The following is a 24,229-nucleotide window of genomic DNA, read 5'->3' as shown; positions in this document are numbered from 1 at the left end:
GAGCAGTGATCAGGGCGAGTTTGGCCACAGATACTGTGGAAAGCACATGAAATTAATAACCGTCTCCACGACGTTGCTAACTTCTACATTGATCGCTGCAGGTGCCCATGCCACCGATCAGCGTCCGCTGGTCGCTGAAGGGGTCGAGGACACGACCATCACTTTCGGTATGCCGGCCTGGACTAGTACCGAAGCACCAACGGCCATCGCCGAACTGATCCTGGAAGAGGCAGGCTACAACGTCGAAAAGAAGCTGCTTGCTCAACCAGCGATCTTCCAAGGCATGCAAGCCGAGCAGGTCGATTTCTTCATGGACGCCTGGCTGCCCTACACCGAGCAGGCACTGTGGAGTGAATACCAAGATGATCTGCAGAAAGTCGCCACCAGCTATGAAAACGTACCGCTAGGCTGGGTGGTTCCTGCCTATGTCGAAGAAGAGACAATCGGAGATCTGGCGGGCAAGGCAGAGAAGTTCGGCGGCCAAATAGTAACCATTGGCGCCGGAGCGGGCATCGTCGACCTCTCCGAGCAGGTGATGGCAGATGAAGACTATGACCTCGATGGGTACCAGCTTGCCTATACCAGCGAAGCTGCCATGATGGGCGTAATCAAAGACAAGGTGCCCAAGCAGGAGCCATTTATCATCACTGGCTGGCGCCCGCACTCCATGTTCTCGCAATACGACTTGAAGTTCCTGGAAGATACGGAAGAACACTTCAAGTATGACAGCGTTTTCGTGCTTTCCTATAAAGGCATCGAAGACAAGTATCCGCGTGCTTACGACATCATGTCCCAGTGGCACATTAGCGTGGCCGATTTGGAAGCGATGATGGCCGCGTACGAGAATGACGACGTCCCATTCGAGGATTCCGCCGCCGCATGGATCGAGGATAACCGCGAGCGCGTGAACGAAATGCTCGGGAATTGACTCGGTGCCTGATATAAAGCACTAGAAGCGCAGGGGCGCGCCTAGAGTGGTAAGAAACGATACGGCGAGTGCCGCTCTAGAGAATCGAAGCAGTACCGCCCATCACCAAGGATGGGCGGACGCAAGGCGCAGAGCAACGTCAGTTGGAGGGGAAGCTGAACTGGGCGGTTTCCTGGTCGCTGCGCTTCGGCCAGCGTTGGGAGATGGCCTTGCGGCGGGTGTAGAAACGCACGGCGTCAGGGCCGTAGGCGTGCAGGTCGCCGAACAGCGAGTCCTTCCAGCCGCCGAAGCTGTGGAAGGCGACCGGGACGGGCAGCGGGACGTTGATGCCGACCATGCCGACTTCGATGGCGTCGGCGAAGCGGCGCCCGGCTTCACCGTCACGGGTGAACACGCAGGTGCCGTTGCCGTACTGATGGGCGTTGATCAGGGCGATGGCGTCCTCGAAGGTCTCGACGCGGACCACGCACAGCACCGGACCGAATATCTCGTCACGGTAGATGCTCATCTCCGGCGTGACGCGGTCGAACAGCGTGGCGCCGAGGAAGTAGCCGGGGGAGCCTTCCACCAGCGGGTGCTCGCGGCCGTCGACCACCAGGTCGGCGCCGGCGCGTTCGCCCTGCCCGATGTAGTCGGCGACCTTGCCGCGCTGGCCTTCGTTGATCAGCGCGCCCATGTCGAGGCCCTTCTCGGTGCCGGGGCCGATCTTGAGCTCGCGGGCCTGGACGGCGAGACGCTCGACCAGGGCGTCGGCAGTGGCGTCACCCACGCACACGGCGACGGAGATCGCCATGCAGCGCTCGCCGGCGCTACCGAACGCGGCGCCGATCAGGGTGCTCGCAGCGTTGTCGAGGTCGGCGTCCGGCAGTACCACGGCGTGGTTCTTGGCGCCGCCGAGGGCCTGCACGCGCTTGCCCTGCTGGGTGCCGCCCTCGTAGATCTTGCGCGCCACGGGAGTGGAGCCAACGAAGGAAAGCGCGCGTACTTCGGGCGCTTCGATTAGCGCGTCGACGGCCTCGCGGTCGCCATGAATCACGCTGAACAGCCCCTTGGGCAGTCCGGCTTCGTCGAGCAGTTCGGCCATCTTCACGGCGGCCGAGGGCGTCTGCTCGGAGGGCTTCAAGATGAAGGCATTGCCGCAAGCCAGCGCCATGGGGTACATCCACAGCGGCACCATGGCCGGGAAGTTGAACGGCGTGATACCGGCGACGACGCCCAGCGGCTGATGGTTGGACCAGGTGTCGATGCCCGGCCCGGCGTTGTGGGAGTACTCGCCCTTCAAGAGCTCCGGCGCACCGCAGGCGTACTCGACGTTCTCGATGCCGCGCTTGAGCTCACCCATGGCGTCCTCGAGCACCTTGCCGTGTTCCTCGCTGACCAGCGCGCAGATCTCGTCGGCGTCGCGCTCGAGCAGGGTCTTGAAGCGGTACATCACCTGGGCGCGCTTGGCCGGCGGCATGTCGCGCCAGGCAGGCTGGGCTTCACGGGCGGCGTCGATGGCGCGTTGCACGGTGGCGGTATCGGCCATCGCCAGGCGGCGCACCGGCGCGGCGGTCGCCGGGTTGACGACCTCGAGGGTACGCTCGCCGCCGACGGCGTCACCGGCGATATGATGATTCAGGGTATGCATCTAGGGATGACTCCAACCTTGGGTCGTGTTCGCGGTATCGGGGTGTCGCACCGGATCAGAATTGGCGGCCCAGTAAGGCCTCATCGAACGGATAGCGCGACAGCTTCTCGATCCCGGTCTCGGTCACCAGCACTTCTTCTTCGAGCTTGACGCCGTCGGCGGCGTCGACCTCGCCGATGTAGCTTTCCACCGAGACCACCATGCCGGGCTCGAGGACGCCGTCCTTGGAGAAGCGGTCGAAGTCCATGTGGTGGGCGACCAGCGGAGTCTCGCCGTGCATGCCCACGCCGTGGATGACCGAGGGGTAGCGACGGTCGAAAAAGCGCTCGGGAATTTTCCAGGCGTTTTCGGCAATCTCGCGGTAGCTTATGCCCGGCTTGAGGATCGACATGTTGTGGTGCACCTGGTCATAGGCCATCTGATAGAGGCTCTGCTGATAGGCACTGGGGCGGCCCGGCCCGACATGGAAGGTGCGCGAGAAGTCGGAATAGTAGCCGTGGCAGCCGATGGTGTCGGTATCCAGCGCCACCAACTCGCCAGGACGCACCACTCGGTTGCTGGCTTCGTTGAACCAGGGGTTGGTGCGCGGGCCGGAGGACAGCAGCCGCGTCTCGATGAACTCGCCGCCCTGGCGGATGACATCGCCGTACATGATGGCGAACAGCTCATTCTCGGTGACGCCGGGCTTGATGGCGGCTTCCACTGCGGACACAGCGGCTTCGCTGCCGGCCATCGACTGGGCCAGACAGGCGATCTCTTCCGGTGTCTTGATACGCCGGCAATGCAGGGTGTCCTGCATGCAGTCATAGACATCCAGCCCCTGGGCTTCCAGCGAGCGCGCCAGGTTTAGCATGCAGCGGTCGAGACCGATCTTCTTGTTGCCCTTACCGTGCTCTTCCATCAACTCGGCGATCTCGATGCCGAACGGGTCGGAGGACATGTTGTCGCGCTGGTTGACGGCGGACCACACCACCTTGGAGGTGCGCGATTCGTCGATGGTCTCCAACCAGGTGGAGACGTGGGCACTGCCCGGATATTCGAATAGGATCACCGGGCCTTCGAGCGGCACGTAGATATAGCGCGTGGAGTTGCGCAGGAAATAGCCGAACATGTTGCGCGAGCCGGTAGCGTAGCGCTGGTTGTACGGATCGAAAAGTACCAGCGCGGCGTAGCCCTGCTCGGCCATCATCGCGCGTAGACGCTCGAGACGGCCGGCGCGCAGTTGGACCGGGTCGAAGGCGGTGGGAATGCTGTCGCCGTTGGCCATCGGGCTGGAAGGCACCACCGGAATGGCGTTGGGTTCGTGATCGGTCAGGTTTTCGAAATCGACGATGCTCATGGTGTTTCCTTGGGAAAATCGGGGTGCATATACTTGACGAGGCGTCGGCGAAAGCGACCAGAGGAGTCGTTCTACCTAGCCGTTCAAGCTCCTCGTCAGTCGGCCAGGCTGTCGCTGCGCTGCATGCCTTCTTCCAGCAAGCGCTCATGCACCGGCGCCATGCGCCCGAAGATGCGCTTGGCGCGCTCGGGACGGCCGATGAAGCCCGGCTCCTTGGCATAGGCGAAGATCACGGTATGGCGCTCGCGGTCGCCTTCCACCGGCGTCACGCGGTGTAGCGAGTAACGGCCGAAGAAGATCTGCAAATCGCCCGGCTGGAGATCCAGCGACTTGGTCTGCGAGCGGTCGCCGTCGATGACCTTCTCGACCCCCTCGAAGTTCTCGCCCTCGGGGCTACGGATGCCCGGTGCGTACTCGAACCGACCGCCGCCGTGGGACTGGCGCGTCATCATGGTGACGATGAATTCGTTGGTGTCGTAATGCCACGGATGCTGGCAGCCTTCGCGCAGCACGTTGACGACCAGGTCGGCCAGCGGATCGGCGTACTGGTGAATCTCCTCCATGTCTACCACGCTAGCGATGAAGCGCTGGAAGCCGGCATGCGAGTAGACTTGGCGGATGATGGTATCGGCGCCGATGCGATCCCCGGCGACGAAGCCGTTGGTACGGTCACCGAAGCGGTTCTTGGGGTGCGAGGCCGGCAGGCTGGGGTCGCCGTCGCTATTGTAGGGATTGGTTTCGGTCTGGTTGTAATGCGCTTCCGGCGAGAGTCGCTCGGTCTCGCGTTCGAGCCGTGTCAGGGCCTCATCGGGTACGAAGCCCTTGAGCACCACGCAGCCGTCCTCGCCGAGCTGGGCACGGCACTCTTCGACGAGGGTCCGGCCGCGCTCGCCATCCAACTGGTCGATGGGATAGCGCTCGAGATCGATCAAACCGTGGAGTGTATTGTCGTCTGCCTGCGTAGCGTTGGCTGGCATGCGGATCTGCTCCTGACTTTATCCAAAGACGTTTCAAGTAACGTATGGACAGGGTAGAGAGGCAGGTTCAATAATAGAAATGAATGGTTAAGATAAAAAAGATTGCAAAGGCTCATAGATCATGGATACCGACCTGCTCCGCGCCTTCGTTACGGTCGCCGAATGCGAGGGTTTCAGCGCCGCCGGCAAGGTGCTGCATCGCACGCAGTCGGCGGTCAGCCTGCAGATCAAACGGCTCGAGGATCAGATGGGAGAGTCGCTGTTCGAGCGCACTAGCCGCAGCGTCATGCTGACCCCACCGGGCGGGCGCTTGCTGCCCTACGCCCGACACATCCTCAAGCTCCAGGACGAGGCACGTCGGGTGATGGGGGTGGACCGCCAGGGCGAGCTGATCCGCCTGGGTACTTCCGAGGAACAGGCGAGCACCTACCTGCCCGAGCTGCTACCGCGTTTTGCTGCCCGCTTTCCCGAGGTGCGCCTCGAAGTGAGCTGCAGCATCAGCGGCTCGCTGGTGCATGACTTCCAGGAGGGGCTGCTGGATGTCGTGCTGGTGGTACGTCACGGCCCCACGCAGACCGGCCGCCTGCTGGGCCGCGAGCCCATGGTGTGGGTAGTGGCCGAGGACCGCGCCATCGACGATTGGGAGACCCTGCCCCTAGCGCTGAACCCCGAGGGTTGCATCTTCCGCGCCCATGCATTCGCGGCGCTGGGACCCTCCGACCGACGTTGGGACGTGCGCTATTCCAGCCGCTCCCCCACCGGCATCAACCTACCAGTACAGGCTGGGCTGGCGGCCACAGTCAAGACCCCGCGCAGCGTTCCCGAGGGCTGTCGCATCGTCGGCGAGGTAGAAGGCCTGCCGCCACTCGGGCACGTCGAGATCGAGCTGCACCGCACACCGGGACACTCCAGCGACGCCTTCGTCACCTTCTGCGACGAGCTGGAAAGCATCGTGACCGCCACCGACTCACTGGAGTCGTTAGAGTATGTGAGCGGAGGATCCTGAACGGCCAACGGCGCCTCGAAAGGCGCCACTTGCGACTAGGCCAGCCCGCGCACAGCGAGGAACAGCACCGTGGGCGCCAGCAGAATGCCGAGCCCTGTATAGAACGTCGCGGTCATTGCGCCGTAGGGCACCAGGCGGGCGTCGGTGGCGGCAAGCCCCGCCGCAACACCGCTGGTCGTGCCAATCATGCCGCCGAAGATCATCGCCGAGCGCGGATTATCAAGGCCGATAAAACGCGCTGCCATAGGCGTGGCGATCATGGTGAGGATTGACTTGACCAACCCCGCAGCGATCGATAACGCGACCACTTCGGAACTCGCGCCCAATGTTGCTCCGGTGACGGGACCAACGATGTAGGTCACCGTTCCCGCGCCGATCGTAGTGATCGCCACCGGATCGGTATAGCCGAAGCCGACCGCTACCAGGCTACCCGCGATGAAAGACACCACTACTCCAGCGAACAGCGCCATGACGCCACGCATACCGGCCTCGCGCACCTCCTCGAAGCGCACGCCGTAAGCGGTAGCGATGATGGCCAGGTCTCGCAACATACCTCCGCCCATCAGCCCCAGGCCGGAGAGAAGGGTGATATCGGCGAGACCATCAGACCCACCAGTGACCTTCCCACCCACATAGGCCAGCGCCAGGCCAAGTATGATGGCGATAGCCGAGCCATGTAGCTTGCCACGGGTAAAGCGTTCACTGATCCAGTAGGCGAGATACATGGTAAAACCGATGACAGCGAAGGCCGCCACCAGATGATACTTGTCGACAAGCTCGTACAGTGACTGAAGCATGGGGCACCCTCCTCAGCGGCCGGCGACATGAGTTGTCAAGGACTCGGGGCACGACTCATCGGCGCCCATGGCAACGCGCGAGCTCGAACGTCGACCCGCGAATACCGGCACCATCGCCAGCCCCAGCACAACTGCCAGCGCACCGCCAAGAAGTGCCACCAGCCCACCACCGAAAGCCGCAGCCACGTTCTGGCTGGCAGCCATGGCCACTACGATAGGGATATACATGGCATTCCAGAACTTGATGCCACTGACGGTGGCATCGGGCAGTTTGCCTCGCGTTTTGAGATAGCCCGTCACGAAGATCAGTAGCAGCATGGCAATACCCACACCGCCCAAATTGGCATTGATGCCCAGTAATTGACCCAACAGGTCTCCGATTACCAGGCCTATCATCATGCATCCGGCCAGTAAGGCCACTCCGTAGATCACCATGATCATTTCCTTCTTGTCGTTGTAATCGATCCTCGGGAGCTCCCGAGCATTAGCGTGCTCCTCGTCGTATCTCCGCACGACTAGGAAGCCCGGCTGCCAGCCAGGCCCTGGGCCGTATCACACGGCTGTTTCGTCCGCCTCCTTCACGGTATAGATGTCGGCATAGACGTTACGCAGTTGGTTCTTCTGTACCTTGCCCATCACGTTGCGCGGCAGTGCCTCGATCGTGAATATCCGCTTGGGTTGCTTGTAGCGTGCCAGCCGATCGCTCAAGACCGACTGAATGCTTTCCTCTTCGGGGGGCGCTTCACCCTCGCGGGCCACGATCACGGCCGTGACACCTTCACCCAAGTCCGGATGCTTGACGCCGAACACCGCCGACTCGGCGACGCCTGGCAACTCGTCGATCAGTTGCTCGACCTCTTTCGGATAGACGTTGTAGCCGCCAGAGATCACCAGATCCTTGTCGCGCCCGACGATATGCAGGTAGCCGTCGTCGTCGATCAGCCCCAGGTCACCGGTAATGAAGAAGCCGTCGTCGCGAAACTCGCTGCGGGTCTTCTCGGGCATCTGCCAGTAGCCCTGGAAGACATTGTCGCCCCGCACCTCGACCAGCCCGGTCTCGCCACGGGGTAAATCGGCACCGCTCTCGCGGTCGGTGATACGCGCTTCACTACCCGGCAGTGGAAATCCAACCGTGCCGGGACGTCGCTCACCGTCGTAGGGATTGGAGGTGTTCATGTTGGTTTCGGTCATGCCATAACGCTCGAGAATGACATGGCCCGTCCGCTCACGGAATTGATCATGCGTCTCGGCCTGCAGCGGTGCAGAACCAGAGACGAAAAGCCGCATGCTGGCCACGGCATCACGATCCAGCCGCGGGGACTGGAGCAGCCGGGTGTAAAAAGTTGGCACCCCCATCAACACCGTGGCTCGAGGCATCAGATCGAGCAGTTTTTCGACATCGAGCTTGGGCAGGAAGGTCATTGAAGCCCCTACCGTCAGTACGATGTTGCAGGCCACGAACAACCCGTGCGTATGGAAGATCGGCAGTGCGTGCAGCAGGTGATCATTGGCGGTAAAGTGCCAGGCCTCGGACAGCGCCCGGCTGTTGGAAGCCAGGTTGGCATGGCTCAGCATGGCGCCCTTGGAGCGCCCGGTAGTGCCCGAGGTATAGAGGATCGCCGCAAGGTCGGAGGCCTCGAGACTGGCGATATCCGTCATTGGTTCGGCGATGGCGGCGCGCTCCATTAAACTACCATCACCTGCCGTACCCAGGCTTTCTACGTGGACGACCAGGCCCTCTTGGTAGAAGCGTTTGGCATCCGCCTCCCACTCCGTTGGGCACACGTAGATCTGTGGCGCGGCATCGCTGAGAAAGTACTCGATCTCGGCACCGGTGTAGCCGGTGTTGAGCGGCAGGTAGACCGCTCCGGCTTGCAGGCAGGCCAGATACAGCATGATCGCCTCAGGGCTCTTATCGACCTGTACCGCGACTCGATCGCCGGGCTGAACATCAAGGGACTGAAGCACACCCGCCAGACGCTGTGAGGTGGCCAGCACCTCGTCATAAGAATAGCGACGCCCCTCGGGGGTATCGATCAACGTCTTGTTCGGCGTCGCACGGAAGTGGGCCTCAAACTGCAGGAACAGATTGTGATTCATATGGCGTCTCCTGGGAGTCGTCGGGGGTATCAGACGTCGACGAGGGGTTCCAGCAATGGCTGGGCTCGCCTTGCCTGGCGCTGGATCTCGGTGGTGCAAATCACGCTGCCCTCACGGGTGTAGGCCTCGTGGTTCTGCTCGATGCGGTCCGGCTCGTAGCGATAATTGACCATCAAGCCATGGGCTTGACGGCAGCCCTTGGTGGAGATGTCGGCGGGCCAGTTGAGTCGATGCAGGCTCGCCCCGTTGCCCAGGTGAAAGCGCGCCACAGGGTCACGTGGCAAGCCTTGGCGCTGCTTGGCCTGGGTGAAATAGTGAGCGGCCAAGGGCAAGAGTTCGGACTCGAGCACTTCCCGAGCCTGCGGGTCGTCACGCCAGCGAGTCTCATCAAGGGCAGTGGCGGCGTCAGTCGTCAGCCGACACTCGCCAGCCTCGCGCCGTTCCGCCAGCCATTTGGCAAAGCCCGGCACCGGCGACAAGGTCACGAAGTTGTCGAGTTCGGGCAGCTCTCGGCGTAACTCATGCACTACCTGCTTGATCAGGAAGTTGCCGAAGGAAATCCCTTTCAGCCCGGCCTGACAATTGCTAATGCTGTAGAAAACCGCCGTGTCGGCATCTTGGGGAGCCACTTCGTCGCCACCGGACAGTAGTACCTGAATGTTGCCCGGTATCCCGCGACACAGCGCCACCTCGACGAAGATCAGCGGCTCGTCGCCGATGGCCGGATGGAAGAAGGCGTAGCACCGTCGGTCCTCTGGATCAAGGCGCTGGCGCAGGTCGTTCCAGTCCTGAATCTCGTGCACAGCCTCGTAACGGATAAGTTTCTCGAGCACCGCTGCCGGGGTATTCCAGTCGATGCTCTTTAGTACCAGAAAGCCACGGTTGAACCAGGACGCGAACAGATGCGCAAAATCCTCGTCAAGACCGGCCAGCTCCGGCGACTCGCCGAGATGCGCCTGCAGGTCGGCGCGCATTTTGACCAGCTCATAAGTACCACCCGGGCAAAGGTTGAGACGGCGTAGCAACTCTTGACGCGGAGGTTCGCAGGCCTCGATTAGCGCCCGCAGGTCGGCTTCACTTTCTCCCTCGCGATAGGCCTCGTAGGCGGCGTGGATCGCCTCGGAACTAGCACCGTGGCGCTCGGCGAGTTTGGTCAGGAAGATACGACGCTCGTCGGCATCCAGCTCGGCATAGCCCGCAAGCAATCGTTGGGCAACCAGTATCTGCGATGCCTCACCGCCGCCACCGGTCAGCAGGACATCACACGCCGAAATGAGGCCATCGACGCCGGATGCCACTGTTTCCCTCCCACGCTGTGAAGCCCGATCGCTCCCTGGGCGCTGACGTGCCCGCCGAGCCACACTCGACAGCAGATTTTCCAGGAAATCCATGTTCATCTTCATGCTGCGCCCTCCAGAAGCCTAAGCCGTCTCTGTCGATGACGTTGATTCGGATCATGGATACATGATACCGAGTTGTTATATATAACAAATAGGCGCAAGATATACCTATGTCAAGCGGGAGGACAGTCAATGAGCAAGGTTTCCCAAGCGCAGCGACTGCGCGACCTGCTGGAAGACGCCATCATCAAGGGACGCTATCCGCCCGGCGCACGCCTCGACCCGGAAGCACTGGAGCGGGAATACGACTGTTCACGTACGCCGGTCCGCGAGGCGATCCAGCAGCTAGCGATGTCAGGGATGGTGGAGGTGGTGCCGAAGCGCGGCACCTTCGTGACAAAGCTCAGCGTGGCCGAATTGGTGGAGCGCTTCGAAGTGATGGCCGAACTGGAGGGTATGTGCGCTCGACTCGCGGCGAGACGCATCGGCTCAGAAGAGCTGGAAGCGCTGCACAAGGCTCACGAAGCATGCCGACGCATGGCCGAGGCCGGCGACGCCAACGGCTACTACTACGAGAACAGCATCTTCCATCAGCGCATCTACGAGGCCAGCCACAACGCCTTTCTGGCCCAGGAGGCCACGCGCCTGCATGCGGTGCTGCAACCCTACCGCCGCATGCAGCTGCATCTGCGCCACCGCCCGGAACGCTCCCTGGCAGAACACGAGGCAGTGCTTGCCGCTATTGCCGCGGGTGACGAGCAACATGCCGAGGCCGAAATTGAGGCTCATGTTCAGATTCAGGGTGAGCGCTTCAACAATCTGGTCGCCTCGGTGCAACAACTTCAGCAGACCGGAAGCGACTGAGCATGAACGCCAACGGCGCCCTGGAGGCGCCGTTGGCGTTTGGCTCGCATGAGCATTTCAGAGTGCTCGACGCACTCGGCTCGACACTCTCTACTCTATTCGATACTCCTTCTCGGTGACTTGCTACAAGTCGATACCCAGCAACTTGGCGCCGTAGCCCCATAGCAGCACTGTCACGCCAAGCAGTACCTCGAGCACCAGCACGCCAATGCCGAGCGTCGAACCGGTGACGATGAAGCCCTCTTCAGAGCCGATGTCGAGGAAGTTGGGAATTCCCAGATACAGCAGATAGGCGCTGTAACAGAGCCCGACGATGGTCGCCAACATGCACAGCCAGACCAGCGGGTAGAGGGCGACGACCCCGCCAACGAACATCGGTGTGGCCACGTAGCCGGCGAAGATGATGCAGCGCCGACGACTCGGGGGACTGGCGTAACGCTGCGCCATCCAATGGATCACCGAGCCCATGAAGCCCACCGCTATCAAGATCGCTACATAGAAGGCGACCCCGGCGAAGAAGGCGTCCAGATAGTTGAGCTGAATGGTATGCCCGCCACCGAAATCCCAGCCGACCTGGGTGGTGCCGATGAACGCACACACCACAGGAATCAATGCCATTTCCAGAACGTGGTGACTGTAGAGGTGGGTGATGGTCTCCTTTTCGTCGTGGATCTGCTTCCATTCACGGTTCGGGTGGACCAAGAGTCCCCAGACATGCGTGAGCATAGAAAACACCTCCTCCATCGCCGATGTACACATCACGTCGCGGCGCGCTTCAGGATTCGATGCGACCCGACGTTTTTATCAGTGTAGTCAGTATTTTGCTCAGCAATATCAGATTTACTGGTTGAAACGGCATACACGTAAAAAAGCGACACCCGTGGCGGGTGTCGCTTTGCTATCGCGTGGTGATGAGAATGAGTGGCGAAAATAGGTCACCGGCCAGGAGTGGCGCGTTACTTCAAGCGTTCGAAAACGGTCGCCACGCCCTGGCCCATGCCGATGCACATGGTCGCCAGGCCCAGTTTGGTGTCCTGCTGGCGCATGACGTTGAGCAGCGTGGTGCAGAGTCGCGCCCCGGAGCAGCCCAGCGGATGGCCCAGCGCGATGGCGCCGCCATTGAGGTTGACGACCTCGTCCATGCGCTCGCGTAGGCCGAGATCCTTGAGCACGGGCAGCGATTGCGCGGCGAAGGCTTCGTTGAGCTCGACGGTCTGGATGTCGCCGATGCTCAGGCCTGCGCTCTTGAGGGCCTTCTGCGTCGCGGGTACCGGCCCGTAGCCCATGATCGAGGCATCACAGCCGGCGACGCCCGTGGAGACCACCCGCGCCAACGGCTCGAGCCCCAGCGCCTGGGCGCGCTCGTAGCTCATCACCGCCAGCGCCGAGGCGCCGACCGAAAGCGCCGAGGAGGTGCCCGCAGTGACCGTGCCGCCCTTGGGGTCGAAGACCGGCTTGAGCTTGCCCATGTCTTCCAGGTTGGCGTCGTGGCGGATCACCTCGTCGCGGTCGACCAGGCGCCGGAAGCCATTAGCGTCATGCCCTTCGACGCCAACGATCTCGTTATCGAAATAGCCGTTTTCGTTGGCGGCCAGCGCGCGTTGATGCGAGCGCACGCCGAACGCGTCCTGTTCTTCACGGCCCACATTGTGCATCTTGCCCAGCAGTTCGGCGGTCAGGCCCATCATCATGGCGGCCTTGGCAGCGTACTTGCTGGCCGCCGGGTTGACGTCGACGCCATGGTCCATCGGCACATGTTCCATGTGCTCGACACCGCCAATGATGTAGAAGTCGCCCATGCCGGCCTTGATGTTGGCCGTGGCGATGTGCAGCGCGCTCATCGACGAGCCGCACAGGCGATTGACCGTCTGCGCCGGCACGCTGCGCGGAATCCCGGTCATGATGGCGGCGTTACGCGCGATGTTCATGGCCTGCTCGAGGGTCTGGTTGACACATCCCCAGATCACGTCGTCGACCTCGGCGGGTTCCAGGTTGGCATTGCGATCGAACAGCGCCTGCATCACCGAGGCGGATAGGTTTTCGGCGCGCACGTTGCGGAAAGCGCCGTGCTTGGCCTTGGCCATGGCGGTCCGGACGGCATCGACCACCACGATATCTCTAGGATTCAAACTCATTTTCGCGCTCCTCGTTGCGTGGTGGCTCATTGATCGGATGCGGACGTGTCGGGATAGAAACGCTCGCCCTGGGCGGCCATGTCACGCAGCCGCTGAGTAGGGCGATACAGCGGCCCGAGTTCCTCGGCCAGCGTCTCGGCCTGAGCGACGAACGCCTCGACACCCAGTGCGTCGATATAACGCAGCGCTCCACCCCGAAACGGCGGAAAGCCGATACCGTAGATCAATGCCATGTCCGCCTCGGCCGGCGTCGCGACGATGCCGTCTTCCAGGCAGCGTACGGCCTCCATGCACAGCGACACCATCATCCGCGCGACGATATCGTCGTCGCTGAACTCGCCACGCGTGTCGACGGTTTCCTCGACCAGCGCGTGCGCCTGCTCGTCGGAGACCTTCCTGGGCTTGCCCTTCTTTTCTTCCTCGTAGCGATAGAACCCCTTGCCATTCTTCTGGCCTAGACGGTCCTCGTCATACATGCGCTGAATCGCCGTCTTGCCACCGTTCTTGGCTTCCTGCGCCATGCGGTCGGGGAAGCCTTCCGCCATGACCTGCTGGGCGTGCACGGCGGTGTCCATGCCCACCACGTCCAGCAGATACGCGGGGCCCATGGGCCAACCGAACTTTTCCATGACCTTGTCGACGCGCTCGAAGTCCGCGCCCTGCTCGACCAGCAGGCTGAAACCACCGAAATAGGGGAACAGCACACGGTTGACCAGAAAGCCTGGGCAGTCATTGACCACGACCGGTGTCTTGCCCATCTGCCGGGCATACGCGACGGTCGCGGCCACGGCGGCGTCGCTGGTTCTCTCACCACGGATGACCTCGACCAGCGGCATGCGATGCACGGGGTTGAAGAAGTGCATGCCGCAGAAGTTTTCGGGACGCTGGAGGTTGGCCGCCAGGCGGTCGATGGAGATTGTCGAGGTGTTGGAAGTCAGCGTGGCGTTGTCGTCGAGCAACCCTTCGACCTCGGCCAGCACGGCCTCCTTGACCTTTGGGTTCTCGACCACGGCTTCGACCACCAGATCGACATCGCCGAAGTCACCATAGGAGAGCGTGGGGCGAATGTTGGACAGCGCCTCGGCGACCTGGTCGCTACTCAGTCGGCCACGTTCGAGCTGCTTGCCGAGCAGTTTGCGCGCTTCCTGCAGGCCCAGTTGTAGCGCCTCTTCCTTGATGTCTTTCATCAGGATCGGTGTGCCCTTGTACGCGCTCTGATAGGCGATACCGCCGCCCATGATGCCCGCCCCCAGCACCGCCGTCTTGTTCACGGCGGCGACCTGGTTGGCGTACTGCTTGCCCTTTTTCTTGACCAGTTGATCGCTCAGGAACAAGCCGACCAGGTGGTAGCAGACATCGGTCTTGGCAAGCTTGGCAAACGCCTTGGCTTCGATGGCCTGCGCGCGTTCGCGGCCTTCGCCGGCGCCCTTCTGGATGACCTTGATCGCCTCGATGGGGGCTGGGTAATGCGGTCCCGCCTTGCCCGCCACGTAACCCTGGGCGGTCTCGAAGACCATCATCTGCTCGATGGCGTTGAGCATCAGCGGAGACTGTTTGACGCTGCGGCGCGCCTGGTGGTCGAGCTCACCAGCATTGGCGCGGGCCAGAATATCCAGCGCGGCGGACTCCAGGGCGTCTCCCGAGACCACGGCGTCTACCGCACCGACCTTCAAGGCGGTATCGGCACGGTTTTCCGTGCCGCCGGAGATCCACTCGATGGCGTTATCGGCACCGATCAAACGCGGCAGACGCACGCAACCGCCCCAGCCCGGCACGATGCCCAGTTTGGTCTCGGGCAGGCCCAGCTTGGCGCTGTCGCTCATCACCCGGAAATCGCACGCCAGGGTGATTTCGCAGCCGCCGCCGAGAGCCAGGCCGTTGATCGCCGCCACGCTGGGAAACGGCAGATCCTCCAAGGTGTTGAAGACACCGTGCACACGCGTGTTCATGTCGACCAGGAAGGCTTCGTCACGGCGGAACATGCCGTGGAACTCGGTGATGTCTGCCCCGACGATGAAGGCGTCCTTGGCGCTGGTGATGACCAGGCCTTTGACATTCGTTGCCTCGCCGAGCGCCGTCAGGGCCGCTTCAAACTCTTCGATCATCTTGCTCGAGAGCGTGTTGACGGACTCGTCCTGCACATCGAAGGTCAGCGTGGCGATGCCGTCATCGCGCTGCACCACCGTGATGGCGTTACCTTGATAGATCATTCAGGGCTCTCCCTGCTGTTAGCCTGGACCTTACGATTCACGAAGGAGGCATGCGCCGAGCTCGGGCGTGACGCTGCTCCTCGCACACTTTCATACAGTCGTTTGAATGCAGATCAGCTTGCGCCCGTCAAACGGTGTCGTCAAGTCTTCCCCCATTAGCGAATGGTCGCGTAGAAATGCGTCTTATCGAGAAGAGACAACTCCCGGACGCGATGGACTCCTGATAGGATAGGCCCCTTTGCGGTCCGCCAACCATCGCGCCGTTTTTTACGCACTGCCTTTTATTACATGCTGCATCGGAACATCCACACGCCTCATGTCCTTACCCGCTAGCGCGACTCTGCTCGCTTGCATCACACCGCTTGTCGAAAAGCTCAAACGCTTTGCCTGGCTTTGGCCACCCACCGCCTTCGTCGTCGGTTTGCTGGGGTTTTTCCTGGTCAACCGCCAGCAATGGCTCGGCGCAGTGCTGGCCTTGGGTCTGCTGTTCGCATGGTGCCTGCTGTTGGCCGAAAGTCTCCTGACCCGGTTGCTCAACTTTCGTGGCCAGCCCGGTCTGCCACGCATGGTGACGACCTTCATCGCGCAGCTCATTCATCAGGAAACGCTGTTCTTCGTATTGCCGTTTTTTCTCGCCACCACGGTATGGGCAAGCGGTCAGGCCGTCTTCACATTGTTGCTGATCGGCTGCGGCCTGCTGGCGATTCTCGATCCCTTGTATTTCAGCCTCGCGCAACGCCATCGCTGGTTATACTTCATGTTCCACGCATTGTGCGTGTTCGTGGTAGTGCTGGTGACGTTGCCGATCATGTTGCATCTGACTACCGGTCAAAGCCTGATACTGGCGATCGTGGCCATGGCGATCTTCAGTGTGCCCAGCCTGATCAACCTGATTCAGCCTCAAGGCTTCTGGCGATGGCTGGCAATGATCGGGCTGATCGTGGTGCTGGCTTCCACGGCCTGGATGGGGCGAGTGTGGATTCCTCCGGCAACGCTTTGGATCTCCGGTAGCGCCCTCTCGCCAGGGTTCGATATCGAATCGCGCGCGCCGCGCGGCGAAAGCGTGCTGACCCCATCGACACTCTCGGGGCAAGGCTTGTACGCTTACACCGCGATTCGCGCGCCACGCGGCCTACGCGAAGAGATCTATCACGTATGGCGGCACGATGGCGAAGTGGTCGATCGCATACCGCTGGTCATCCGCGGTGGACGCGAGCAGGGCTATCGCGCCTGGACGCATAAGCAAAACTTTCCCTTGGCATCGCAAGGCAGTTGGCAGATCGATGTAATGACGGCCACCGACCAGCGACTCGGTACACTGCGTTTTCGTGTCGACGAAGACGCCTCGAACGCCACGCATGTTGATAGCGACATCCATTCACCCCCGGGTTTGCCTGGCTGGAACATCCGTCACTTGGTCGCCGGTGCGACTCAGGACGATGAATGAAAGGTCGACGATGGTGTGACTTGCAATAACACGTTGCACCCGAGACAATCCCGTTAGGTTCCTAACCAACATAAGGCCCATGCAACAGGATATCGGACTCAAACTGTCGCGCGTACCACGCCTGTGGCGCGCCATCCTCGATGAACGCCTCGCTCCTCTGGAGCTGACGCAGACGCGCTGGGTGACACTCTACCACCTGTCGAAAATGGGTGATGGCCAGCCGCAATGCGATCTGGCTCGCTCAATCGGCGTGGAAGCTCCGTCCTTGGTCAGGACACTCGACCAACTCAGTGAGCAAGGACTCATCGAGCGCCGCCCGAGCGATGAGGATCGCCGCACCAAGCGTGTTTACCTCACCGACAAGGCGACGCCCCTGCTCAAGAAGATCGAGACCGTCGTCGAGCAGGCGCGTATCGAGATGATCGAGGGGTTAAGCGAGGACGACGTCGACCAGTTGGACGCTATACTGACGCGCATCGAGCAGAACGGGCAGCGGCTACTGTCACGCTCTTGCGAGGAGTGAGGGCTCGCTTGCTATCGATCTGAGCGCCGTGTGAGCCATCTCGCGGCGCTAATGCGCGCGGTATTCTTGTGCGGCGATACTCACTTGTCGGCAATGCTATTTGCGATGGCGACCACTTCCCGCCAGTTGGTCGACGAGATCATCGAGTGCGCGCAGTAATGGCTCGAATGCCTTAGTCTCGCACGATTCCTCCCACCACAGCGTCAAGCCTTGCGGCGCCGACGTCACGACCAGCGCGTCCTCGGGCAAAGCAAGCAGCACTTCTTTCAAGCGATGCTCATTATCTTCGCTCAACGGTGGCAACGGTGCCTGACGCCAACGCCATCCCGCCATGGCTTCCTGCAACCGATCACTGGCGTGGCCGTCGCGCACCAGCGTGAAGTCACTCCCCGGCGCGGCCTGCGGATAACGCCAGCGATACCCCACCAAACCATCCATCGCTTGCAGCGGCGGCTTGTCGGCACGGATATCCACACCCGATTCGCGCGCCGCCACCCGCAACGCACTGCGGCGCTTTTCATGAAGCCCCGGCCTGAGCCACAAGGCTGGCGAGAGGATGAGAAATACCGCCAGCCCCAAGAATAGAAAGATCTCCAAGCCTGCCTCCGTAAGCGCTGATTGATCTAAAGCATTGTCTCGTCGATTCGGCACGCATAAAGTGGAAGCGTTCATCGACAAGGTGGGAGATGCCCCATGAGTAACGAGTACACGCACGTTTTAGTCGCCGTCGACCTGACCAAGGATTCCCGTAAGGTACTCGAGCGTGCGATTCCCATCGCAGAACGCAACCATGCCAAGCTATCGATCATGCATACGCTTGAGCCACTGGGGTTCGCCTATGGCGGCGATATCCCCATGGATCTGACCAGCATCCAGGACCAGCTCGACGATCATGCCAAGCAGCGGCTCGCGGAAATCGCCGATCCTCACGGGATCTCGGCCGACAACCAGTACGTCGTGGTCGGCATGCCGGATACCGAGATCCATCGTTTCGCCGCCGAACATGATGTCGACTTGATCGTGGTGGGATCGCACGGACGCCACGGTTTCGCCTTGCTGCTCGGCTCGACCTCCACCGGCGTGCTGCACGGCGCGCAATGCGACGTGCTCGCAGTACGCGTGGGACAAGATGGGGAAGCCGACGAATGAGCGTATGCGCCGGGCACAATCAAAGTGCCCGGCGCGACGCCACTTACTTTTCCTCGGCCACTCACTTGTACTTGGTCACTCACTCGCCCTCGGCCATGGCTTCCAGTTCCATCCAGCGCGACATCGCCACATCCAACTCGGCTTGCTTCGACTCTAGTGCTTCCAGGCGCTGGGTAACTATCTCGGCGTCTTGCTGGTAGAACTCAGGGGCGCCCACTTCCGCCTCGAAGTCGGCGACCTCGGCTTCCAGCGTCTCGATGGTCGTCGGCAACTGATCCAGCTCGCGCTGCAACTTGTAGGAAAGCTTGGCCCGCTTGGACGTGGTTGACGCTGTTGTGGCCTTGTTCTTGCCAGTATCGGCCTTGGTAGGCTCAGGCGTCGCAGGCTCGGCCTCGCGAGCCGGCAGCACGTTCGCGGCATTGCCGAACTCGCCCGGCGCCGGGGGCAACTTGCCACCCTGACGCACCCAGTCGCTGTACCCGCCGACATATTCCTGAACGCACCCCTCGCCCTCGAAGGCCAGCACGCTGGTGACCACGTTGTCCATGAAGGCACGGTCGTGCGAGACCAGCAGCAGGGTGCCGTCGAAATCCAGCAGCAATTCCTCGAGCAGTTCGAGGGTCTCGACGTCCAGGTCGTTGGTCGGCTCGTCGAGCACCAGGACGTTGGCCGGCTGGGTGAACAGCTTGGCCAGCAATAAGCGGTTGGATTCCCCGCCCGAGAGCGCCTTGACTGGCTGACGCACACGGTCCGGCGAGAACAGGAAGTCCTGCAGGTAGCTCATGACATGCCGGTCCTTGCCGCCCACTTCCACGCGATCGCTGCCTTGAGCTACGTTGTCGTAGACCGTCTTCTCGAGTTCGAGCCCGGCGCGCAGCTGATCGAAGTAAGCCACGCTGAGGTTGGTCCCCATCCGGACTTTCCCTTCGCTGGGCTCGAGCTCGCCCAGCAGGATCTTCAGCAATGTCGTCTTGCCGGCGCCGTTACGGCCGATGAAGCCGATACGATCGCCACGCTGAATTTCAAGGGACAGATCGCGAACCACCCAATCGTCACCGAAACGCTGGCTGACATCGGTGAGCTCGACGACGCGCTTGCCGGTACGCTCACCGCTGTCGACACTGAGCTGCGCACGGCCCACTCGCTCACGACGCTCGGCGCGCTCACCACGCATCTTCTCGAGCGCTCTCACTCGCCCTTCGTTACGCGTGCGACGCGCCTTGATGCCCTGACGGATCCAGGCTTCTTCCTTGGCGAGTTTCTTGTCGAACTCGGCGCGCTCGCGTGCTTCGACCTCAAGCTCGTGCTGCTTTTGCTCTTGATACGTCGCGTAGTTACCGGAATAACGCCCCAGCAAGCCCCGGTCGAGCTCAAGGATATTGGTCGCCAGCCGCGACAAAAAGGCCCTGTCGTGGGTGATGAAAAGCACAGAGCCATTGAAGGCAAGCAACTGTTCTTCCAGCCAGCCAATGGTATCCAGGTCGAGATGGTTGGTGGGCTCGTCGAGCAGAAGTACATCAGGATCGGCCACCAGGGCACGTGCTAGCGCTACACGCCGTCGCCAACCGCCAGAGAGGCTTACCATCTCGATATCTTCCGGCAGCCCCAGACGCGAGAGAATGGTGTCGATGCGTTGATGAAACGACCAGCCATCCACCGATTCGAGCTGAGTTTGCAGTCGCTCGAGCTCATCCATGTCGGGCGCATCGCTCATCACTAGATGGTGATAGGCGCTCAGCAAGGCGCCCGCTTCGGGAAGGCCCTGGGCGACCACATCGAAAATGGTGTTACCGCTGGCATTCGGCAACTCCTGCGCTAGCACACCCACCTTCAATCCCGGTGCACGCCAGATGTGTCCTCCATCGGGCAACGTCTCACCGGAAATCAACTTGAGCAGCGTCGATTTGCCCGTGCCGTTGCGCCCCACCAGCGCCAAGCGCTCCCCTTTTTCCAGCGTCAGATCGGCGTTATCCAGCAGCACCTGAGTGCCATAAGCCAATTGCAACTGTTCCAGACGTAACAGCGTCACGCGTAACCACCTCGTTGACAGACATTCGTAGTAAAGACGCTAGTGTAACGCATGGTCGCCTCCTGGGTCCGGGGGTAGAATGGTAGGTTTTCGCGATTCATTGGGCTGGAGAGCACTTCCGTGACACACGACGACGCCAATCCGCTACCTGACGCGCTGCGCATGACGTCGCCCGCCCCCCTGGTCGACATCGGCGCGAACCTGACGCACGAAAGCTTCGCCAAGGATCTCGACGTCATACTCGAGCGAGCCCAAGCGGCCCGGGTAGCGTCTCTGATCCTCACCGGCACCGACATGGCGCACAGTGAACAAGCCGCCGCGCTGGCGCATCGCCACGACGGCCTCTACGCCACGGCGGGGCTGCATCCGCATATGGCCAGCCACTGGGATGCCACGCTGGAAACCGCCATGCGTGCGCTGCACACCGATCCCAAGGTCGTCGCGGTGGGCGAATGCGGGCTGGATTTCAATCGCAACTTTTCCACCCAGACCGAGCAGGAACGCGCCCTCGAAGCCCAGCTCGGCCTGGCGGCCGAAAGCGGCCTGCCGCTGTTTCTTCATGAGCGCGACGCCGGCCCGCGGATGCGCGACATTCTGCGTCACTGGCGCGACGATATCGGCAATGCCGTCATCCACTGTTTTACCGCCGACCGCGAGACCCTGCACGGCTACCTGGATCTCGATGTGCATATCGGCCTGACGGGCTGGCTGTGCGATGAGCGGCGTGGTCATCACCTACGCGAGATTGTCGGCGACATTCCCGCCGAACGTCTGATGGTCGAAACCGACTGTCCGTACTTGTTGCCACGCAACCTGCCGGCCAAGCTCAAAGGACGCCGCCACGAACCGGCGTTACTGCCTTGGATCGTCCGCGAGATCGCCCATTGGCGCGGTGAAAGCGAGACCACTCTGGCCGCTGCAACGACCGCCACAGCACGCCGGTTCTTTCAACTCGATGAGGAGCAATGACATGGACTTCCCCGGTTTCATCACCATCGAAACTGGCGATGAGGACGCGATTCCCGTCGCCATTTCCTGGGCCCTGCCCGATGGCCAGATCAAGCACGCGCTGATTCAGCCCGACGACGACTGGCTCGAAGAGGACCTCCTCAAACTCGGCGATTATAGCCTGGACGAACTCCGCAGCCTGGGCCTCAGCCCTCTAGACGTATTGCGCGAGCTAGAGACCGATCACTTCAACGTGACGCTTTATACCGCAGGAATCGGCGATGACGAAGCCGCACTGTCACGCCTGTTCGAGGACTTTGCGGTAACGCCTTTCGTCGAGCTGGCGCCGGCGGAAACCCTCTACCCCGACCTCGAGCCGGGCGAATGGACACGCGCCCGTGGCGAATTGTTCGGCGATCTCGGGCTCGAGCCCATGCGCGCCGATCACGAAGTGCAGGTCATGCTTTATCTACACCAGCGCCTGCGCGGCGAAGAAGAGTAGCGCGGGTGGCGATGACGCGGGGCGCCGTCCGCCACGCCCCGCGGTCGGTTGCCTATTTCATGCGCTACCGATCAAGGCACGCTCGGCCCTCGGCGATTGCGGCCTCGCGCGATAGCCCTCGCCGATAAAAGGCATGCAGGGCGTCGCGAAACGCCGCCGCTCGGAGAGGCAGGCCGGTCTCGCGATAATGGGCCGCGCGGGCGGCAACCCGCTCGGCGAAAGCATGTCGGTCGACCTCGATGCCGTCCAGGTTATCGACGCTGACGTTAAACCGCAGATCGCAGGCCTCGCTGAACAGCGATTCAAGCGCCTGGGGAGCGATCTCGACACTCTCGAACTCGCGTTGCCGCGCCGCGTCGCGACCGTCCGGCGCGTACCAGTAGCCATAGTCCTCGAGTTGACGACGACGCTCACCGGCGATGCACCAATGACTGACTTCATGCAGCGCACTGGCGAAGAAACCATGCGCGAAGATGATCCGATGCATGACGTGCTTACTGTCGGCGGGACAATACAAGGGCTCGTCGTCACCGCTGACCAGGCATGTTCGATACGACGCGGCAAAGATGCCGTCGAAAACGGTGATGACATCGTCGATACGGTGAGTCACGCGACCTCCTTCAAAAGCGGGGGCCTATTATAGGCACTGCACTGCGCGATGAAAGGCATTCTCGGGCCGCATGATGAAAGGCATCCCCGGCGCACCCTTGCTAGAATGCCGCTTTTGCCTATCCGGGAGGATCGGTTTGACCGCGCCACACGCCTTGTTCGCTCACAGCCTTCGTGAATCGCGCCTGTTGATGCGGTTGACGCTGCCCATCTGCGGCGCGCAATTGGCGCAGTCGGGCATGAGCGCAGTCGATATCATCATGGCAGGCCACGCCAGCGCAACCGACTTGGCCGCCGTCTCGGTCGGCTCTAGCCTGTGGCTACCGTTGATGCTCTTCATGACCGGCGCTCTGATGGGGCTTACACCCATCGTGGCGCAGCTTTTAGGAGGCCAGCGCCAGGCGTCGATTCGTCCTTACGTCCATCAAGCGCTGTGGATCGCTCTACTGCTGGGGACCCTATCGGCGTTGCTGCTGTGGTTCGGTGTCGGCCCGGTTTTCCGGCTCATGGGGGTCCCCAGCCACGTGGCCGAGCTGTCCGCCGGTTATCTGGCCGCCGTGGCGTTCGGCATGCCGGGGATCGGCCTCTATCAAGCCTTGCGCGCCTTTTCCGACGGTATGAACCATACCCGCCCCGCCTTGTGGATCAGCCTTTTGGGACTGGGCGTCAACATTCCCTGCAACTATGCGCTGATCTACGGTGGTCCCGGCATCGTCTCGCTGCTCGGCGACCTCACTCCCGGCTGGATCGCCGCATTGCCTGCCCTGGGCGCCGTGGGCTGCGGCGTCGCCACGGCGATTTCAATGTGGGTCATGTGCCTGGCGATGATGATCTATACGCACCGTGCCCGAGCCTATGGCAGCGTCACCTTGTGGCATTCGCCAGAGCCGCCTCGCCAGCGCGACATCCTCGAGCTGTTGCATGTCGGCGTGCCCATCGGCGTGGCGATCTTCGTCGAAGTCACGCTATTCACTTTGATCGCCCTGTTCGTCGCACGCCTGGGGGAAGTCGTCGTCTCCGCCCACCAGATTGCGCTCAATTATACCTCGATCCTGTTCATGCTGCCGTTGTCGCTGAGCATGGCACTCACCGTACGGGTGGGTAATACACTGGGACGCGGTGACATGCACGAGGCACGCTTTGTGGCCTGGAACGGCATCGTCGTATGCCTGCTGGTCGCGTTGGTCAACGATGCCATCCTGTGGATGACAGCCTCGCCCATTCTCGCGCTGTATACGTCGAACACGGAGGTGCACGCGCTGGCCATGTCACTGGTTACCCTGGCGATGTTCTATCAGATATCCGACTCGCTCCAGGTCAATCTGGCCGGCGCGCTACGCGGCTACAAGGACACCCGGATCATCATGTTGATCACGGTATTGTCGTATTGGCTGATCGGGCTGGCGGGTGGCCATTGGCTCGGGCGCGGCTGGGAAGGCCATTTCGCGCCCTTCGGCATTCACGGCTATTGGCTGGGGTTGTGTGCCGGGCTGACGGCAGCCGCCCTGTTGCTGGGCTGGCGCCTGCATCACCGTGTCCAGCGTAGCCTGGCGGTGAGCGACAGCTCCTCGACCGGGATCGCGACTAAAGACTAAGCGCTGGTGCTTAACTTTAGGCAAACCGCCGCTCATCATGGGAATGTGGCCATGTGGCCCCGCGATACGCCACGTCATTCGCCACGAGTCAGCACGTTCTC

General features: G+C 61.7%; 22 protein-coding genes. 9 read left to right on the top strand and 13 right to left on the bottom strand.

Going from position 1 to position 24,229, the window contains the following annotated elements; translation table 11 throughout:
• Positions 1-928: glycine betaine ABC transporter substrate-binding protein (locus tag OP495_RS10720; RefSeq protein WP_280569125.1), on the top strand; the 928-nt coding region annotated here is incomplete at its 5' end.
• 139 nt (positions 929-1,067) lie between these two features.
• Here OP495_RS10720 and OP495_RS10715 read toward each other — a convergent pair.
• The 3 genes from OP495_RS10715 to OP495_RS10705 all read right to left on the bottom strand — a co-directional run bounded on the left by OP495_RS10715 (position 1,068) and on the right by OP495_RS10705 (position 4,874).
• Positions 1,068-2,558: a CoA-acylating methylmalonate-semialdehyde dehydrogenase gene (locus tag OP495_RS10715; protein WP_280569123.1), complete on the bottom strand. Its 1,491-nt coding sequence runs from the start codon at positions 2,556-2,558 to the stop codon at positions 1,068-1,070.
• A 55-nt stretch (positions 2,559-2,613) separates the two neighbouring features.
• A complete protein-coding gene (locus OP495_RS10710) occupies positions 2,614-3,897 on the bottom strand; it encodes a Xaa-Pro peptidase family protein (RefSeq protein WP_280569121.1) in 1,284 nt (427 codons plus the stop codon).
• Positions 3,898-3,992: 95 nt separating this feature from the next.
• On the bottom strand, positions 3,993-4,874 hold the full coding sequence (locus tag OP495_RS10705) for a hypothetical protein (protein WP_280569120.1): 882 nt from the start codon (positions 4,872-4,874) through the stop codon (positions 3,993-3,995).
• A 121-nt stretch (positions 4,875-4,995) separates the two neighbouring features.
• Between OP495_RS10705 and OP495_RS10700 the strand changes: the two genes are divergently transcribed.
• Positions 4,996-5,880 (top strand): LysR family transcriptional regulator, encoded by an 885-nt coding sequence (locus OP495_RS10700; protein WP_280569118.1) that lies wholly within the window; start codon positions 4,996-4,998, stop codon positions 5,878-5,880.
• Between the two features lie 35 nt (positions 5,881-5,915).
• On the opposite strand, the gene madM is transcribed toward OP495_RS10700, so the two are convergent.
• The 4 genes from madM to OP495_RS10680 all read right to left on the bottom strand — a co-directional run bounded on the left by madM (position 5,916) and on the right by OP495_RS10680 (position 10,174).
• Complete coding sequence (gene madM / locus OP495_RS10695; protein ID WP_280569115.1) at positions 5,916-6,677, bottom strand: malonate transporter subunit MadM; 762 nt, start codon at positions 6,675-6,677, stop codon at positions 5,916-5,918.
• Positions 6,678-6,689: 12 nt separating this feature from the next.
• Complete coding sequence (madL, locus tag OP495_RS10690; protein WP_280564878.1) at positions 6,690-7,112, bottom strand: malonate transporter subunit MadL; 423 nt, start codon at positions 7,110-7,112, stop codon at positions 6,690-6,692.
• Between the two features lie 117 nt (positions 7,113-7,229).
• Complete coding sequence (locus OP495_RS10685; protein ID WP_280564877.1) at positions 7,230-8,777, bottom strand: malonyl-CoA synthase; 1,548 nt, start codon at positions 8,775-8,777, stop codon at positions 7,230-7,232.
• Positions 8,778-8,806: 29 nt separating this feature from the next.
• A complete protein-coding gene (locus OP495_RS10680) occupies positions 8,807-10,174 on the bottom strand; it encodes a malonyl-CoA decarboxylase (protein ID WP_280569129.1) in 1,368 nt (455 codons plus the stop codon).
• Positions 10,175-10,309: 135 nt separating this feature from the next.
• On the opposite strand from OP495_RS10680, the gene OP495_RS10675 reads away from it, so the two are divergent.
• Positions 10,310-10,981, top strand: coding sequence for a GntR family transcriptional regulator (locus OP495_RS10675; RefSeq protein ID WP_280564876.1), 672 nt, complete (start codon positions 10,310-10,312; stop codon positions 10,979-10,981).
• 123 nt (positions 10,982-11,104) lie between these two features.
• Here OP495_RS10675 and OP495_RS10670 read toward each other — a convergent pair whose 3' ends face one another.
• The 3 genes from OP495_RS10670 to fadB form a co-directional block, all read right to left on the bottom strand.
• Positions 11,105-11,707, bottom strand: a complete 603-nt coding sequence (locus OP495_RS10670) for a Yip1 family protein (RefSeq protein ID WP_280569112.1) — start codon at positions 11,705-11,707, stop codon at positions 11,105-11,107.
• Between the two features lie 230 nt (positions 11,708-11,937).
• Positions 11,938-13,116: an acetyl-CoA C-acyltransferase FadA gene (fadA, locus tag OP495_RS10665; protein WP_280569110.1), complete on the bottom strand. Its 1,179-nt coding sequence runs from the start codon at positions 13,114-13,116 to the stop codon at positions 11,938-11,940.
• Between the two features lie 26 nt (positions 13,117-13,142).
• Positions 13,143-15,326 (bottom strand): fatty acid oxidation complex subunit alpha FadB, encoded by a 2,184-nt coding sequence (gene fadB, locus OP495_RS10660; RefSeq protein WP_280569108.1) that lies wholly within the window; start codon positions 15,324-15,326, stop codon positions 13,143-13,145.
• Between the two features lie 316 nt (positions 15,327-15,642).
• On the opposite strand from fadB, the gene OP495_RS10655 reads away from it, so the two are divergent.
• Positions 15,643-16,773 carry a DUF5924 family protein gene (locus OP495_RS10655; RefSeq protein WP_280569107.1) on the top strand — a complete coding sequence of 377 codons (1,131 nt, stop codon included), beginning with the start codon at positions 15,643-15,645 and terminating at the stop codon, positions 16,771-16,773.
• A gap of 79 nt (positions 16,774-16,852) precedes the next feature.
• Positions 16,853-17,296 (top strand): transcriptional regulator SlyA, encoded by a 444-nt coding sequence (gene slyA / locus OP495_RS10650; RefSeq protein WP_280564254.1) that lies wholly within the window; start codon positions 16,853-16,855, stop codon positions 17,294-17,296.
• 96 nt (positions 17,297-17,392) lie between these two features.
• Here slyA and OP495_RS10645 read toward each other — a convergent pair whose 3' ends face one another.
• Positions 17,393-17,893 carry a preprotein translocase subunit YajC gene (locus OP495_RS10645; RefSeq protein ID WP_280569105.1) on the bottom strand — a complete coding sequence of 167 codons (501 nt, stop codon included), beginning with the start codon at positions 17,891-17,893 and terminating at the stop codon, positions 17,393-17,395.
• Between the two features lie 96 nt (positions 17,894-17,989).
• Here OP495_RS10645 and OP495_RS10640 point away from each other — a divergent pair, with 96 nt between their 5' ends.
• Positions 17,990-18,445, top strand: coding sequence for a universal stress protein (locus OP495_RS10640; protein WP_280564256.1), 456 nt, complete (start codon positions 17,990-17,992; stop codon positions 18,443-18,445).
• Between the two features lie 79 nt (positions 18,446-18,524).
• Here the strand turns inward: OP495_RS10640 and OP495_RS10635 are convergent, their stop codons facing one another.
• Positions 18,525-20,474, bottom strand: coding sequence for an ATP-binding cassette domain-containing protein (locus OP495_RS10635; RefSeq protein ID WP_280564258.1), 1,950 nt, complete (start codon positions 20,472-20,474; stop codon positions 18,525-18,527).
• A gap of 162 nt (positions 20,475-20,636) precedes the next feature.
• On the opposite strand from OP495_RS10635, the gene OP495_RS10630 reads away from it, so the two are divergent.
• Both OP495_RS10630 and OP495_RS10625 read left to right on the top strand, forming a co-directional pair.
• Positions 20,637-21,443 (top strand): TatD family hydrolase, encoded by an 807-nt coding sequence (locus tag OP495_RS10630; protein ID WP_280569127.1) that lies wholly within the window; start codon positions 20,637-20,639, stop codon positions 21,441-21,443.
• Position 21,444: 1 nt separating this feature from the next.
• A complete protein-coding gene (locus tag OP495_RS10625) occupies positions 21,445-21,924 on the top strand; it encodes a hypothetical protein (protein WP_280564259.1) in 480 nt (159 codons plus the stop codon).
• Positions 21,925-21,988: 64 nt separating this feature from the next.
• On the opposite strand, the gene OP495_RS10620 is transcribed toward OP495_RS10625, so the two are convergent.
• Positions 21,989-22,534 carry an elongation factor P hydroxylase gene (locus OP495_RS10620; RefSeq protein WP_280569104.1) on the bottom strand — a complete coding sequence of 182 codons (546 nt, stop codon included), beginning with the start codon at positions 22,532-22,534 and terminating at the stop codon, positions 21,989-21,991.
• 190 nt (positions 22,535-22,724) lie between these two features.
• On the opposite strand from OP495_RS10620, the gene OP495_RS10615 reads away from it, so the two are divergent.
• Positions 22,725-24,128 (top strand): MATE family efflux transporter, encoded by a 1,404-nt coding sequence (locus tag OP495_RS10615; protein ID WP_280564276.1) that lies wholly within the window; start codon positions 22,725-22,727, stop codon positions 24,126-24,128.
• The last annotated feature ends 101 nt before the right edge of the window (positions 24,129-24,229 follow it).

The organism is Chromohalobacter sp. 296-RDG (assembly GCF_029889885.1).
Classification (GTDB): Bacteria; Pseudomonadota; Gammaproteobacteria; order Pseudomonadales; family Halomonadaceae; genus Chromohalobacter.
Note: the sequence above shows the minus strand (reverse complement) of the source record. Positions and strands in the feature narration are given on the sequence as shown.